General features: G+C 68.9%; 12 protein-coding genes. 1 reads left to right on the top strand and 11 read right to left on the bottom strand.

Annotated features, from left to right (window positions below; translation table 11 throughout):
• Positions 1-29: 29 nt before the first annotated feature.
• Genes ACSION_RS05035 through ACSION_RS05025 form a run of 3 tightly spaced genes read right to left on the bottom strand, consistent with a single transcriptional unit; the run spans position 30 to position 2588 of the window.
• Positions 30-551 (bottom strand): energy transducer TonB, encoded by a 522-nt coding sequence (locus tag ACSION_RS05035; protein ID WP_435305124.1) that lies wholly within the window; start codon positions 549-551, stop codon positions 30-32.
• Positions 551-2230, bottom strand: coding sequence for a TonB family protein (locus tag ACSION_RS05030; protein ID WP_435305123.1), 1680 nt, complete (start codon positions 2228-2230; stop codon positions 551-553). The genes ACSION_RS05035 and ACSION_RS05030 overlap by 1 nt, the downstream gene beginning before the upstream one ends.
• Positions 2220-2588 carry a BlaI/MecI/CopY family transcriptional regulator gene (locus ACSION_RS05025; RefSeq protein ID WP_435305122.1) on the bottom strand — a complete coding sequence of 123 codons (369 nt, stop codon included), beginning with the start codon at positions 2586-2588 and terminating at the stop codon, positions 2220-2222. The genes ACSION_RS05030 and ACSION_RS05025 overlap by 11 nt, the downstream gene beginning before the upstream one ends.
• Positions 2589-2698: 110 nt before the next feature.
• Here ACSION_RS05025 and ACSION_RS05020 point away from each other — a divergent pair, with 110 nt between their 5' ends.
• Entirely contained in the window at positions 2699-4642 is a 1944-nt protein-coding gene (locus ACSION_RS05020; protein ID WP_435305121.1) for an acetyl-CoA hydrolase/transferase C-terminal domain-containing protein, read from the top strand.
• Positions 4643-4703: 61 nt separating this feature from the next.
• On the opposite strand, the gene tkt is transcribed toward ACSION_RS05020, so the two are convergent.
• From tkt to ACSION_RS04980, 8 genes are all read right to left on the bottom strand, one after another.
• A complete protein-coding gene (tkt, locus tag ACSION_RS05015; protein WP_435305120.1) occupies positions 4704-6701 on the bottom strand; it encodes a transketolase in 1998 nt (665 codons plus the stop codon).
• A gap of 99 nt (positions 6702-6800) precedes the next feature.
• Positions 6801-8114: a dicarboxylate/amino acid:cation symporter gene (locus ACSION_RS05010; protein ID WP_435305119.1), complete on the bottom strand. Its 1314-nt coding sequence runs from the start codon at positions 8112-8114 to the stop codon at positions 6801-6803.
• A gap of 141 nt (positions 8115-8255) precedes the next feature.
• Positions 8256-9935 carry a BatD family protein gene (locus tag ACSION_RS05005; protein ID WP_435305118.1) on the bottom strand — a complete coding sequence of 560 codons (1680 nt, stop codon included), beginning with the start codon at positions 9933-9935 and terminating at the stop codon, positions 8256-8258.
• Positions 9932-11698 (bottom strand): VWA domain-containing protein, encoded by a 1767-nt coding sequence (locus tag ACSION_RS05000; protein ID WP_435305117.1) that lies wholly within the window; start codon positions 11696-11698, stop codon positions 9932-9934. Before ACSION_RS05000 ends, ACSION_RS05005 begins: the two co-directional genes overlap by 4 nt.
• Positions 11695-12717 carry a vWA domain-containing protein gene (locus ACSION_RS04995; RefSeq protein WP_435305116.1) on the bottom strand — a complete coding sequence of 341 codons (1023 nt, stop codon included), beginning with the start codon at positions 12715-12717 and terminating at the stop codon, positions 11695-11697. Before ACSION_RS04995 ends, ACSION_RS05000 begins: the two co-directional genes overlap by 4 nt.
• Positions 12714-13166: a DUF4381 domain-containing protein gene (locus ACSION_RS04990; RefSeq protein ID WP_435305115.1), complete on the bottom strand. Its 453-nt coding sequence runs from the start codon at positions 13164-13166 to the stop codon at positions 12714-12716. The genes ACSION_RS04995 and ACSION_RS04990 overlap by 4 nt, the downstream gene beginning before the upstream one ends.
• 2 nt (positions 13167-13168) lie before the next feature.
• Positions 13169-14065: a DUF58 domain-containing protein gene (locus tag ACSION_RS04985; protein ID WP_435305114.1), complete on the bottom strand. Its 897-nt coding sequence runs from the start codon at positions 14063-14065 to the stop codon at positions 13169-13171.
• Between the two features lie 27 nt (positions 14066-14092).
• Positions 14093-15106: an AAA family ATPase gene (locus tag ACSION_RS04980; RefSeq protein ID WP_435305113.1), complete on the bottom strand. Its 1014-nt coding sequence runs from the start codon at positions 15104-15106 to the stop codon at positions 14093-14095.
• Positions 15107-15193: the final 87 nt, after the last annotated feature.

Genomic DNA, 15193 nt, shown 5'->3' with positions numbered 1-15193 from the left:
ATCTTTAGGGCACGCACAAGCACCCGATATCAGCGCTTGGCCGATGCCACGCGTTGCCTGCCCTCGCGGATCTCGAAGGTGAACGCATAGGCCAGGGAGACCGGCACGACACGCGCCTGCACGCGCTCTCCGGCGCAGCCGTATCCGTTCCAGTCCCGATCGCGACTCATGGCGTCCGGATAGTCGCAGAACATCGCGGGCTCGAAGGTCCATCCCGCCACCGCGGAGAGCGCCGCATCGCGCAACAGCGGCTGCGCATCGCCATCCACGCAGCCTGCCTGACGCAGCGGCACGACTTGCGTCGTCCTGCCCTTGTCATCCACCACGAACGCCACGCACAGGGTGAGCGCCGGCAGTTCGCGCGGCATGCCCGCCGACGGGAATGCGGGGCCGGCCGTGTCGACGGGCACCGGGTAGACGAAGGCCTGGTGTGCCGCCATCTCGTAGCGACCCGCCGAGTCCGGCAACAGCAAGCGTTGGTCGACACGGTCGATGCGATGCGCGCAGCCGCTAGCCAAGCACGCTGCGACGGCGCAGGCGAGGAAACGCATCACGGCTTGCCGGCGATGCGCTGCCCACAGGACACCTTGCGACGGTCGTCGCCATCGAACTTCATCTCATCGCATTCCAAGGTCCTGAGGGATGTCGACTGCGACATGTCGAGCGTGCTCCACGCCGTGGGCGGATCGGTATCCGACGATCCTTCGTCGCGTCCGTCCGGATCGCCGTCGACGTCGTAGCGGATCGGCACGCGCACCCAGCCTTCGCCGCGCATGCCATGCTCCGTCGGCGGCTCGAACGTCCACTGCCTGGCGGCGGCAAGCGAGGCTTCATCGAACAGCCCGGCGGGCTCGGAGGATTCCACGATCGCCTCGCGGACGCGGCCGTCGGGTCCCACACGCAACTTCAACACCACCAGGCCACTCTGGCCGCGCGCCTTCGCTTCCTCCGGGTAGGCCGGTGCGGGCTGTTTCGGCACGCTGGCCGCGTCCGGCCCGGGCGCGCCGTCGTGCCGGCTGACGATCATCGACAGCGCGAACGTCGAACTGCCATCCGGCGGAGTCACCTCGATGCGCATTTCCTGATCGAGCCTACCCAGTAATACCGGTTTGGATACGGGCTTGTCGTCTACGCTGATATCGCCGCTCAGCTTCACCTGGCCGGGCTGTTGCGTCGGGTCCACAGTCAGTTCGATGCGCCAAGCGCGCCCAGCCTTTGTCGTAGAAGCGAAACCCACCTTGCGTCCCGGCCAGTCGCGCAGGACAACGTCCTGGCGTTCGCCATCGACCTCCAGCGTCGCACCAATCCGGTAGTGGAAGTCGTGTGCGCCCTGCGCCTGTGCGGCGGGCTGCGCGGCCCATGCGGCGATGCCGGTGCCTGCGACCAGCAGCATGACCAGGGTGGCGGCGGCGAACCGGCGGGTTCGGCTGCGCAAAGGGTGCTTCAGCATGGCGATCCTCTCCTTGAGTGGGTGGTGTTGCGTCCAATGGCAGCCCACGGGCAACGGGATGCCCACCAGATGCGCCTTCAGCATCGCTTCGCCGTAGATGCGGCGCTCGCCGGGATGGCGTGCGACCACGGCCGCATCGCAGGCGAACTCCTGGTCCAGGCGGTGCAGGCGCGACGCGAGGTGCATCAGCGGGTTGAACCAGAACACGCTGCGCAGCAGCGCGGCGAGCAGATTGCCGAACAAGTCGCCGCGACGGATGTGCAGGCGCTCGTGGCACAGCACCAATGCGCGCTCAGCATCCGTGTAGCGGTGATCGAAATCCGCCGGCAGCAGGATCTTGGGCCGCAGCAGACCGTACGCCGCCGGAAGGCCCGCACACTCGCTCGCGCGCAGCACGCCCGGCGCGGCTTCCGTCATCGGCCCCATGGCACGGATGAAGCGCCGCTGCTGCGCGGCCAATCGCGCGACCATGAGGAGGGCACCGGCGCCCCAGAACGCAAGCAGCAACGCCGGCAGTGCGGGCCATGACGCGTTCGCTTCGACGGCCACCACCGATGCCGGCTGCAGGACGACAACCTGCGGCAGCACCCACTGCGTCTCGGCGTGACGGGCCGGGACCAGGATCGCCACGCAGGCCAGCGGTACGCAGATCCACAGCGCATGCGCAGCCGCGGCGCCGAGATGACGACGCATCGGGACACGGAGGGCCAGCACCAGCAGGATGGCCAGCGTGCTGGCGATGGTCGCTTCGAGCAAGGCCATCATCGCGTCATTCGCCATCGTCGAGCTCCGCGATCAGGCGCTTCAGCTCGGCGATGTCGGCTGAGGAGAGTTTGCGCTGCTCGCTGAAGTGCGCGACCAGCGGCGCCACACGCCCCCCGAACAGGCGGTCCACCAGCCCCGCACTCTGCTCCGCCAGCCAGGCATCGCGACTGAGGACGGGCGAATACAGATAGCGACGCCCCTCCTTCTCGGCCTGGATCGCGCCCTTGTTGAGCAGGCGGTTAAGCAGGGTCTTCACGGTCGGCTCCGCCCATTCAGCGCGGCCGGCCAAGGCAGCGACCACCTCGTCCGCGCTCGCGGGATGGCGCTTCCACAACACGTCCATCACCACCGCTTCCGCATCGCTGATCGGCATACGTTTACGCCTGTAATTTTTATTGATTACGCCCGTAAACGAAACCCGTGTCAAGCCCTCCCGCGCGCCCATTCGTCGGCGGATCACCTGGCTTCGCCTAAGCTGCGCACATGACCCCACGCCACCTGACCGATCTCGACGAAGCCGTCGACCTGATCCTGGCCCACACCTACGGGCCGCTGCGCATGGGCGCGCCGCTCGGCATCGGCAAGCCGCACCGGTTGCTCAATGCGCTTTACCGGCGCGGCGTAGCGGACCCGTCGCGCCCGTGGTCGCTCTACACCGCGCTGTCGCTCGATCCGCCTACGGGTGGCAGCGGACTGGAGGGGCGATTCGTGAAGCCGTTCGCCACGCGGCATTTCGGCGACGACTTCCCGCGGCTGGACTACGTGCAGGCGATGAAGCGTGATGCGCTCCCCGCGCACATGGAGGTGGAGGAGTTCTACATGCAGGGCGGCGCGCTGCTGCGCTCCACCACCGCGCAACGCCTGTACGCCAGCCTGAACTACACGCACGTTGCCCGGGCGCTCGCCGACCGCGCGCTCAACGTGATCGTGCAGAAGGTCGCGCGCGAACCAGGCGGCACGCGGCTCTCGTTCTCGTGCAACAACGACCTGACCCAGGATGCCGTCGATGCCATCGTGGCGCGCGGCCTGCCGCGCCCCTTGCTGGTGGCCGAAGTCGATCCGCAGTTGCCGTGGATCGGCGGCACGGCGGCGGTGGACGAAGCCTACTTCGACATCATCATCGCCCCGCCCGGCCCTTATCCGCATCTGTTCGGATTGCCGCGCCAGCCGGTGTCCGATGCCGAATACGCGATCGGCCTCTATGCGAGCGCACTGGTGCGGGACGGCGGCACGCTGCAGATCGGCATCGGCGCGCTTGCCGATGCGCTATGCCACGCACTGGTGCTGCGCCACACCGACAACGCCACTTACCGGCGCATCCTGGCTGCCCTCGATCCCGCGTTGGAGCAACACCCGGCCGTACTCGCCAGCGGCGGCCTCGACCCGTTCGCCATCGGCCTGTACGGCTGCAGCGAGATGGTCAACGAGGGCTTCAAGCGATTGGTCGAAACCGGCGTGATCCGGCGCAAGGTGGTGGATGACGAAGCACTGATGCGGCGCGTCGCCGACGGCACGGCCAACCTGGGCGACCAGGCGCGGCTGGAGCGCGACGGCGAGTACCTGCATGGCGCGTTCTATTTGGGGTCGCCCGCTTTCTACCAGTGGCTGCGCGACCTGCCGGACGACCAGCGCCGTGCCATCGGCATGCGCCGCATCAGCCTGATCAACGAACTGCAGCGCGACCACGAGCCACTCGCCCGCCTGCAGCGCCACGACGCCCGCTTCTTCAACTCCTGCATGATGGTCACCGCGCTCGGTGCCGCCGTCTCGGACGGGCTGGAAGACGGCCGCGTGGTCTCCGGGGTCGGCGGCCAGTACAACTTCGTCGACATGTCCAACACCCTGGATAACGCACGCAGCGCGTTGATGTTCCGCGCCGTGCGCGACGATGCCGGCGCGCCCGCTTCCAACGTCCGCTGGAGTTACGGCCACACCACCATTCCCCGCCACCTGCGCGACCTGTACGTCAACGAGTACGGCATCGCGGACCTGCGCGGCAAGAACGACGAGGATTGCGTGATCGCGATGGGCGGCATCACTGATGCGCGCTTCCAGCCCACGCTGGTGGAACGGGCCAAGCGCGAAGGCAAGCTGCGCGACGGCTTTCATGCGCCTGGCCACTGGATCGACAACACGCCGGTGCATTTGTCCGCGCGCCTGCGCGCCTTCCGCCACGACGGCACGTTGCCGGACTATCCGCTGGGCAGCGACTTCACCGAGGTCGAACAGCGCATCGTCAAAGCCCTGGGTTGGTTGAAGGCCAACACCGCCACCCCGTGGAAGAAGATCGCGACGGTGGTGAAGGCGCTGGCGGCGCGGCCCGACGACGAGGCCGCAATGGCGCGCATGGCGCTGGCGCAACCGGCGACGCTGGGCGAACGCCTCGAAGCCAAGTTACTGGCGCTCGGGCTGCGCGAGACGCGCTGATCGCGTGCAAGAAAAAGCCGGGCGATGCCCGGCTTCTTCTCGCTCCTGCGATGCGCCCTGCTCAGAGCGACGTCGCGGCCTCGACCACCGCCTCGGCGGTGATGCCGAAGTGCTTGTACAGCGCGTCGGCCGGCGCGGAGGCGCCGAACGTGGTCATGCCGATCACCGCACCGTCCAGGCCCACGTACTTGCCCCAGAAATCGGCGATCGCCGCTTCCACCGCTACGCGCTTGCGCACGGCCTTGGGCAGCACGGCCTCGCGGTAAGCCGCGTCCTGGCGATCGAACACGTCGGTCGACGGCATCGACACCACGCGCGTCTTGATGCCCTGCGCATCCAGCGTGGCCTTCGCCTGCGTGGCCAGGCCCACTTCCGAACCGGTGGCGATCAGGATGACGTCCGGCGTGCCATCGGCATCGGCCAGCACGTAGCCGCCGCGTGCGATATCGCCCACCTGCGCCTCGGTGCGCGGCTGGTGCGGCAGGTTCTGGCGCGAGAACACCAGGCAGCTCGGGCCGTCCTGGCGGACGATGGCCTGCTTCCACGCCACCGCCGATTCCACCGCGTCGCACGGACGCCACACGTCGTTGTTCGGGATGTAGCGCAGCGAGGCCAGGTGCTCGACCGGCTGGTGCGTGGGACCGTCTTCGCCCAGGCCGATGGAGTCGTGCGTGTACACGTGGATCGCATGCGCCGGGATCAGCGCGCTCATGCGCACGCCGTTGCGCGCGTAGTCGCTGAACACCAGGAAGGTGGCGTCGAACGGCACGAAGCCGCCGTGCAGCGCCAGTCCGTTCGCGATCGCGGTCATGCCGAACTCGCGCACGCCGTAGTACACGTAGTTGGCGTTCGGATCGGTGGTGGACACCGACTTGCTGGCCTTCCACAGCGTGAGGTTGGAGTGCGCCAGGTCGGCCGAGCCGCCGACCAGTTCCGGCAGCAGCGGTGCGAACGCTTCGATGGCGTTCTGCGAAGCCTTGCGCGAAGCGATCACCGGGCCTTCGGCCTGCACCTTGGCGATGTAGGCATCGGCCTGGGCGACGAAGTCGGCGGGCAGCTCGCCCGCGGCACGGCGCTCCAGTTCGGCCGCCTGCTCCGGGTACTGCGCGGTGTAGGCAGCGAGCAGCGCGTTCCAGTCGGCTTCCAGCGCCTTGCCGGCGTCGACCTTGTTCCAGCCGGCGTAGATGTCGGCCGGAACTTCGAACGGACCGTACGGCCATTCCAGCGCGACGCGCGTGGCTTCCAGCTCGTCCTTGCCCAGCGGTGCGCCGTGGCTGGATTCCTTGCCGGCCTTGTTCGGCGAACCGAAACCGATCGTGGTGCGGCAGCAGATCAGCGTGGGCTTGTCGGTGGCCTTCAGCGCGGTTTCGATCGCGGTCTTGATCTCGACCGGGTCGTGGCCGTTGACGTTGCGCACGACCTGCCAGCCGTAGGCTTCGAAGCGGGCCGGCGTGTCGTCGGTGAACCAGCCATCGGTGTTGCCGTCGATGGAAATCTTGTTGTCGTCCCAGAAGCAGACCAGCTTGCCCAGGCCCCAGGTGCCGGCGAGCGAGGCGGCTTCATGCGATACGCCTTCCATCAGGCAGCCGTCACCCATGAACACGAAGGTGCGGTGATCGATGAGGTCGTGGCCTTCGCGGTTGAAGCGCTGCGCCAGCAGCTTCTCGGCCAGCGCGAAGCCGACCGCATTGGCGAAGCCCTGGCCGAGCGGGCCGGTGGTGGTTTCCACGCCCGGGGTCTCGTGACGTTCCGGATGGCCGGCGGTCTTGCTGTGCAGCTGGCGGAAATTCTTCAGTTCCTGCAGCGGCAGGTCGTAGCCGGCCAGGTGCAGCAGCGCGTATTGCAGCATCGAGCCGTGGCCGTTGGACAGGATGAAGCGGTCGCGGTTGAACCAGTGCGGGTTCGACGGGCTGTGGCGGTAGTAGTCGTTCCACAGCACTTCGGCGATGTCGGCCATGCCCATGGGCATGCCGGGATGGCCGGAGTTGGCGGCCTGCACCGCGTCGGCGGCGAGGAAACGGATGGCGTTGGCGAGCTGGCGGCGGGTGGGCGTCGTCATGGGGAGTCGGAACAGGGGGCGGCGCCCGGCGGGCTGCGGGCCGCCCATTGTCCCACCCCCTGCCCGCCCTGTCGCGGTTGCAGCGTGCTTTCCGCGGTGTTAGCCCGGCTGGCCCGGCAGTTTCACGTCAGTACGCTCGCCCTTGGCCACCAGTGAGGCCAGGGTCAGGTCGCCGGTGACGTTCAGCGTGGTGCGGCACATGTCGAGGAAGTGGTTCACGCCCAGGATCAGGCCGATGCCGATGGGATTCACGCCCACCATGGCGCAGATCAGCGCCACCACCGGCAGCGAACCGGACGGCACGCCAGCCGTGCCGATGCCGCCCAGGATGCACACCAGCATCACCATGAACTGCTGGCCCAGCGACAGGTCCACGCCGAAGAACTGGGCCAGGAAGATCACCGTCACGCCCTCGAACAGCGCCGTGCCGTTCTGGTTGGCGGTGGCGCCCACCGTCAGCACGAAGCGCGACACTGTGCGCGGCAGGCCCAGCTTCTCATCGGCCACGCGCAGCGCGGTGGGCAGGGTCGCGTTGCTCGACGCGGTGGAGAACGCCATCACCATCGCTTCCTGCGCGCCGCGGAAGAACGTCAGCGGCGAATAGCCGGCGAGTTTCAGCGCGACCGAGTAACTGACCAGCAGGTGCAGTCCCAACGCCAGCACGACCACGCCGACATAGGCACCCAGTCGTACCAACAGATCGAAGCCGAAGATCGCGGCCAGGTTGAACATGAAGCAGGCCACCGCGTACGGGGCGAGCCGGATCACCAGGCCGATCAGCGTCATCGAGATCTCGAACACGCCCTCGATGCCGCGCTTGAGGATGCCGGTGTTCTCCGACGGCGTCAGCACCAGGCCGACACCGAACATCACCGCGAAGAACATCAGCGAGAGGATCGCCGCGTTGCTCGACGCCGCACCAATCACGTTGTCGGGCACGATCGACAGCAGCATGTCCATGCCGGTCGGCTGGCTGCCTACGCTGGCGACGATTTCCTTCGTGCGCTCGGCGTTCTCGGCGATCAGTTGCTGCGCCAGCGCAGGATCCACGCCCACGCCCGGCTTCAGCAGGTTCACCAGCACCAGGCCCAGCAGCACGGCGACCGCGGAGAGCAGCACGGTGTAGGCCAGCGTCTTCCAGCCGATCCGCCCCAGCGCGCGGATGTCACCCATCTCGGCGATGCCGCAGACCAGCGCCGAGAACAACAGCGGCACGATCAGCATGAAGATCAGGTTGAGGAAGATCTTGCTGAACGGCGTGGTGACGTACTTCGTGACGTCCTGCACCCAGCCCGCGTCGCCCTGGCCGGAGGCATGCACGATGAGCCCGACGATCAGGCCTACGCCGAAGCCGATGGCCATCTTCCAGTGCAAAGGGAGCTTGGCGCGGGTGGCGGGCGCGGCGTCGGTCATCGGCGGGTCCTGCGAAGGCAAAGTCGGGAGCTTAGCAAACCCGGCAGCGCGCTCCGTCGATACACGGCGGGCCGAACCGGACAGGTGGGGACGGCATCGTCGCCATCGCCAAGGAGAGGACGAACATGCGTCCGCTTTCCCTCATCGCGGATAGAGCGGCGGCAGGGGTTCATCCACGGTACCTCGATCCGCCGTCCTCCAGTCGGGACCGCCGCGGAACGCTTCTCGCAGCGCCGCCCTCGCCTGGCCCGCATCGCCGCCGGCCCAACGGGCGCGGCGCAGCAGTTCCACCGCCGTGCGCTGTGAAGACGAGGCGAGCCGGCGATGCAGATCGTCGAGATCGACAGCGGTGGGGCGCGCCATGCCGCGCAACACGTCCTCGATGTCGTCGAGATCGCCCGCATCCAGTGCGCGCTTGAGGTCGGCCGCGGTGTGCGTGGCCGGTACCGCGGTGTTCGGTGCCCCGGCTTCGGCACGCACACGCGTGCGTTGGCCCGACGAAGCGGTAGCGCGCCGCGTCAGCGCCCACACCAATGTGACCAGCCACAACACCGCGAACCCGGCGGCCAGCCAGGGCCACAGGTGGGGCGGAACGCGGCGTTCGCCCTCCAGCAGGATGTCGTCGCCAGCGCCGGTGGTCGGCGTGGCCGCGCCGCGCGACGCGCTCGTGGCCGGGACGGATGAGGGCGCACCGCTTCCGACCACGACGGGCAGGGTCAGGTCGGGCAGCGTCGCGCGCCGCGCCGCGCCCGCGCGCACGTCCCACCACGCCATCGCCGTGCCCGGGATCACCAGCGTGCCCGCCTGCGAGGGCACGATCGAATAGCGGCGCGTCAGCGTCACTTGCGGCGTACCGCCCACGAAACGTTCGTCGAACTGCGGCGGCTCGGCGAAAACCTGTGCGCCCGGAACCGACGGCGCGGGAACCTCCGGCAACTGCGCCTGGGTGGCCCCGATGACCGTCGTCTCGATGGTGAGCGTGCCCGCTTCGCCCGTGCGCAACTGCTGCGGCACCGCGGTGTAGCGCAGGCGCAGGTCGCGCACCGGCAGCCAGGGCTGCGGCGCACCGGCCGGTTGCGCGCGCACCTGCAGCGCGCGCGGTGCGCCGGTGATGTTGACCTCGCGGCTGTTGCCGCCCAACAGGTCGTCCATCCAGCCGCCGGCACCGCGTCCTTCGAAGCGTGCACCCGGCAGCGTCAGCGCGCCGCTGCGTTCGGGCACCAGCAGGAAGCGACGCTCGGCGGTGCTGTAGCGCCGTCCGTCGATCTCGCGGCTGGACTGCACGATGTCGCCGACGCGCTGCAGCAGCGCGCCGTCGGGCGGGTCGAGATCGAGTTGTCCCGACACCAGCGGCGTGGCGTAGTACAGCCGCACCGTCACGCCGACCGACTGCTGCACGTAGGGGCTGGGATCGTCCACTTCGGTTTCGACGAACACCAGGCCGTTGGACGCCGCGCGCGCCGTCGCCGTGGCGCCGACCTCCAACGTCAGCGGTGCCGTGCGCTCATTGCCCACCTGCAGCGCGGGAATGGCCAGCGTGCCGGCGCGTCGCGGCCGCAACGTCAGCGAGAACGTCGTGCTGGTGTTCATGCGTCCGTTCACCAGCCGCACGCTGCGGCTGTCGGATTGGCCTTCCACTTCGAAATCGCGCATCAGCGGCGTGAGATCCGGGGTGGCGGACACCGCATCGGTCTCCACGTTGAGCGTGACCGCCTGCCCGAGCACGACCTGTGGCTGCTCCAGCCACGCGCGCGTCGCCGCGAGCAGCGAGGTTGGCCACATCATCAGCACGGCCAGCAGGATCCCGATGCGGTACTTCATTGCCCTTCCTTCTGCCGGCGGTCGTGTTCGAGCCGGAACTTCGCCTTGAGCAGCGAACCGGGCTCGTCCGGCACGCGCTTCAGCCATGCATCGACCGCCTGCCGACGCTCGCGCTGCTCCGCGGTCTCGGTCTGCACGGCAGGCGCGTTCTGCGATGGCTTCCCTGCATGCTGTCCGTCCTGTTTGCCCATTGCCGCGCGCATGCGTTCGCGTTGCGCCGCATCGGCGGCGGCCTGCGCTGCGGGATCGGGCGACGGCTTGGGCGGCGTACGTTGCGGCGGCGCGCTCTTGCCCGCCTGCGCCTGGCCGGGCTTGCCCGAGGGCGATGTCGATGCGTCTTGCGGCGACGGCGATGCCTTCTGTTGCTGGCCTGCCTTCTTTCCGTCCGATGCATCGCCCTTCGCGCCCGAGGACGCCTGATCGCCACTGCCCTGCTGCCCGGGCTTGCCCTGCCCGTCGCCCGGCGAAGGCGGCCGCTTGCGCGCGGCGTCGACGGCGGTGCGATTGGCGACCGCATCGGCCATGCCGGGCTGCAATCGCAGTGCGCGGTCGTAGGCCGCCACGGCATCGTCGTAACGCTGCTGCTTGGCCAGCGCATTGCCCAGGTTGTACTGACCCTCGGCCGTGTCGATGCCGGTGAAGGACTGCTCCGCCGATGCGTAATCGCCCTGGCGGTAGGCGTCAGCACCTCGCTGCAACTGCGCATGCGCGGCCTGGTCGCTGCGCTGCCACCAATCGACCCCGGCAGCACGCGCGGGCGATGCCATCGGCAGCCACAGCGCACCCACCAGTACGAGTGCCGCACCACGACGGAACCACAACAGCGCGAGCGCCATCAACGGGATCAGCAGCCAGTAGCCCTCGTCGCGCCATGCCTTGCCGCCGCCAGGCGCGGTGGACACGCCCACGGCATCCAGTGCCGGTGCTGCGATGCCGAGCGCGGCGAAGTCCCCATCGTCGGTCGAGGCCGGTTCGTACCGGCCTCCCCCTGCGGCGGCCAGCGCACGCAGGGAACCCGCATCCAGCGCCGCATGGCCGATCGTGCCATCGGTCCCGCGATAGGCGGCGCCGGCCGACGTGCCCAGCCCGAGTACGGACACGGTGTATCCCTTCGCGCGCGCCGCGGCAGCCGCCGTGGTCGCATCTCCATCGGCCCGGTCGGTGAGCACGAGGATGTCGCCGTTGCGGAAGTCCGCCTGCGACAGCAGGCGCGCTGCCCAGGCAATGCCGCGATCGGCGCGCTGGCCATCCACCGGCATGATCTCGGGCGAAAGCTCGTCGAGATACAGGCGGATATTGGCCGCGTCGTCGGTCATCGGGGCGACCGTGAACGCATCGTCCGCATACACCACCAGCGCCACGGGGCTACCCGCGCGCGCATCGAGCAAGCGCGCGAGCTTGGCTCGCACCTGCAACAGACGCGACGGCGGCAGGTCCGGCGTGGTGATCCGGCTGGACAAGTCCAGCACCAGCACCAATGGGCGCTGGGCTTGCCACAACGGCTGTTCGCCCTGTCGCCAGCTTGGTCCCGCCAGTGCCAGCACGGCCAATGCATAGGCCAGCGCGGCAGCGATCATGCCGGTGCGCGCGTTTCGACCACCCCGCACGAGCAGGTGCCGCAGCAGGTGCGGATCGACATGGCCCTGCCAGGCATTCAGGCGATGTCGTTGCGTGCGCCACCACCACGCCAGCAGCGGCAGCGCGAGCAAGGCCCACAGCCAGTGCGGGCGCAGGAAATGCAGTGCGTTCCAGAAAGCGCTCATCCGCGCCTCCGCGGCCACGCGAATGCCAGTAGCGCGAAGCCCAGCGCGGCGGCCAACGGCCACGCATAGCGCTCGATGCGCGGACGCACGGCCTTGCCCGCCTGCTGCACCGGCTCCAGACGGTCCAACTCGGCGTAGATGCCGGCGAGTTCGCCGGTATCGCGTGCGCGGTAGAAGCGGCCCCCGGTTTGCGCGGCGACATCACGGAGGGTCGCCTCGTCGATGTCTTCCGGCGAGCTGGCCGGCATCGGCAACGGAATGCCGAACAGGCTCATTCCGCCATCGCTGCCGAAGGCGATGGTATGGATGCGCACGCGCTCCTCCTTCGCCAGTTCCGCCGCTTTCTGTGGCGTCAGCACGCCAGCGGAGTTCACGCCATCGGTCAGCAGGATCAGCACGCGCTGGCCTTCCTGCTGCGTGCGTAGTCGACGCACCGCCAGCGCGATGGCATCGCCGATCGCGGTCTCGCGGCCAGCGAGCCCGGCCACGGCATCGCGCAACTGCTCACGCACGGTCTGCAGGTCGCGGGTCAGCGGGGTCATCGCGTAGGCGCGTTGGCCGAAGACCAGCAGGCCGACGCGATCACCGTCGCGGCGGTCAAGGAAGTCGGCGAGCACGGCCTTCGCTGCGGTAAGCCGATCGACGACAGCGCCGCCCAGCTCCATGTCGGGCTCGGTCATGCTGCCCGAGAGGTCGACGGCCAGCATCAGGTCGCGCCCGCTCACCGGCGGCGTCACGGCGTCGCCGAATTGTTGGGGCCGCGCCACGGCAGCACACAACAGGAACCACACCAGCCACGCCATCGCCGCGCCACGGCCCTGCAGCCCCCGACCCCCCTGTGCGGCGATCGCCTGCACGGCGTTGCCATACGGCACTTTGAGGGCATCCGTCTGCGCGCGACGTGGGGGCAATGCCCAGCGCACCAGCCAAGGCAACGGAAACACCAGCCACGCCCAAGGCCAGGCGAAGCCGGCGTAGCCGTCCTGCAGAAGTTGCAGTGTCGGCAGCGAAAGGCTCATCGTTTCGCCGCCATCATGTCGAGGAAACGCATGCGTGCCGCGGCCAGCGCCGCCGCCAACTCGACAGGATCGACGTCGCGGCGATAGCCGCCATCGAGCAGCAATCGGCCCGGGCCTGCGCTGAAAGCATGACCCTGCTGGCCATCGAGGAACTGAAGCCAGGCCTCGCCTTCGAGTCGATCCGCGGAAGACGACACGCGGCGCGCCGCGCGGCGCAGCAGTTCCGATGCGGCGGCCACCTGCTCGGCCGGCGTCCGTCCCTGCGCAACCGCATCGAACCAGCGCTGCCACCGTTGGCGACGCCGACGCAGATGCCAACGCCACGCGACGAAACACAGCACCGCGGTCACGACGAGCGCAGCCACCAGCCACCACCCGGGTGCCGGCGGCCACCACGAGGGCGCCGGCGGCACGTGCACATCGCGCAACACCAGCGTGTCCGGCACCATGCTCAGGCCACCTGCGGTTGCGCGCGACCCAGCGCGACGAGCCAGGCATCGCTGGCGGCATCGGTCGACAACGTGCGCACCTGCACGCCACGCGCGGGCAAGCGGTCCAACGCACGCGCGAGCGGTGCCTGGAATTCGCTTCGCCAAGCATCGCGCTGCGCCTGGCTGGCGAGATCCAGCTCGACGCGCCGCTCGCCCGCCGCGAAAGGCAGCGATCGTGCGGGCGGATCGGTTTCCAGCGGGTCCGTCAGCAACAGCACGACGACATCGTGATGGGCCGCGAGCGCCGTCCAGCGTGTATCGGGAATGGCGGCCACGCTATGCGGCTCCGCCAGCACCAGCAAGCGCGAGCCGGGGCGAAGCAGACGCGCCGCATGATCGAGGGCGAACGCCAGACCGACATCGTCCGCCGGTGGCTTCGCATACCAACGCACCAATGCATCCAGCACCCGTAAAGCACCGCGCGTACCCGAGGCGGGAGGCACCGGCGCTTCGGTCGCGCTACCGCGCAGGATCGCCAGGCGGTCACCCTCGCGCACCGCCTGCCACGCTGCGACCGCGCCTGCGCGCGCCGCCTGCACGGACTTGAAGCGCAGGCGCGTGCCGAAGTAGAGCAACGGGGAGGTGTCGGCGACGATCAGCGTCAGCCGTTCGCGTTCGGCCTGGAAGAGCTTGGTGTGGGTGCGCCCGCTACGCGCCGTCAGCCGCCAGTCGATGTGGCGAACATCGTCGCCCGCCACGTACTCGCGGGACTCGGCGTACTCCATCCCGCGTCCACGCAGTGGCGACGCCGAAGGTCCGGGGACGGAATGCCGGCCGCGCCGCGCGGGCGGCCGTCGCTGCGCGCTGGCCCGCAGCGCGATCAGTTCTTGCAAGGTGGGAACGATGCCGTCGCTCATGGAGGTGTCGGAAGTCGAATCGCCCACTCAAGGCAGGGGCACGACGTCCAGCAAGGCCTTCACCAGCCGATCGCCATCCCAGCCCTCTGCGGTGGCTTCATAGCTCGGCAGTACTCGGTGGCGGAGGACGTCCGGCGCGATCGCACGGATGTCGTCGGGCGTCACGTAGTCGCGGCCCGCCAGCCAGGCCCGCGCGCGCGCGCAGCGCTCCAGCGCAATGGAACCGCGCGGACTGGCACCCCACGCGATGCGGCGCGCCAGCGCAGCGTCGTAGCGCGACGCATCACGCGAGGCGAGGACCAGTTCGATGAGGTAGCGCTCCAGTGCCGGCGCCAGATGCAGATCCAGGACCTGCGCACGGGCACGGAAGACGTCATCCAGCGGCATGCGCTCGACGACGGCCGAAACGGCCTGCATTTCGTCGCGTGCGCGATCACGCGCAAGCCGGAGGATGTCGGCCTCCGCCGCCGCCTCGGGGTAGCCGATCTTCACGTGCATGAGGAAACGGTCGAGCTGGGCTTCGGGCAGCGGGAACGTGCCTTCCTGCTCGATCGGATTCTGCGTGGCCATCACCAGGAACAAGGCCGGTAGCGGATAGGTGTGGCGTCCCACCGTCACCTGCCGTTCGCCCATCGCCTCGAGTAGCGCGGATTGAACCTTGGCGGGCGCACGGTTGATCTCGTCGGCCAACAGCAACGGATGGAACACAGGGCCGGGCTGGAATTCGAATCGGCCTTCCTGCGGACGCCACACCTCGGTACCGGTGAGGTCGGCAGGCAGCAGGTCGGGCGTGAATTGCACGCGAGCGAATTCGGCCTGCAGCCGTGAGGCCAGCGCGCGGATGGCCGTGGTCTTCGCCAGGCCCGGCGCACCTTCCACGAGCAGATGGCCGTCGGCCAGGAGAGCGATCAGCAACCGCTCAACCAGGGCAGCCTGCCCGACGATGGTATGCGACAAGTCTTCGCGCAATCGCGCAAACGCCCCGTGCAGCGATGCGCCGGCATCTACCGGCAGATCAGGATGGGCAGGGGAGGAATCCATGGGATGGCCGGAAGTCGGTATGGAGGCCGATTTTGACCCAACCCCGGCCGGAAGGTTCACAGGACCATCGGCACGCGACGTCCCGAT

Origin of the sequence: Pseudoxanthomonas sp. LjRoot125, assembly GCF_964252705.1 — a bacterium.
Taxonomy (GTDB): domain Bacteria; phylum Pseudomonadota; class Gammaproteobacteria; order Xanthomonadales; family Xanthomonadaceae; genus Pseudoxanthomonas_A.
Note: the sequence above shows the minus strand (reverse complement) of the source record. Positions and strands in the feature narration are given on the sequence as shown.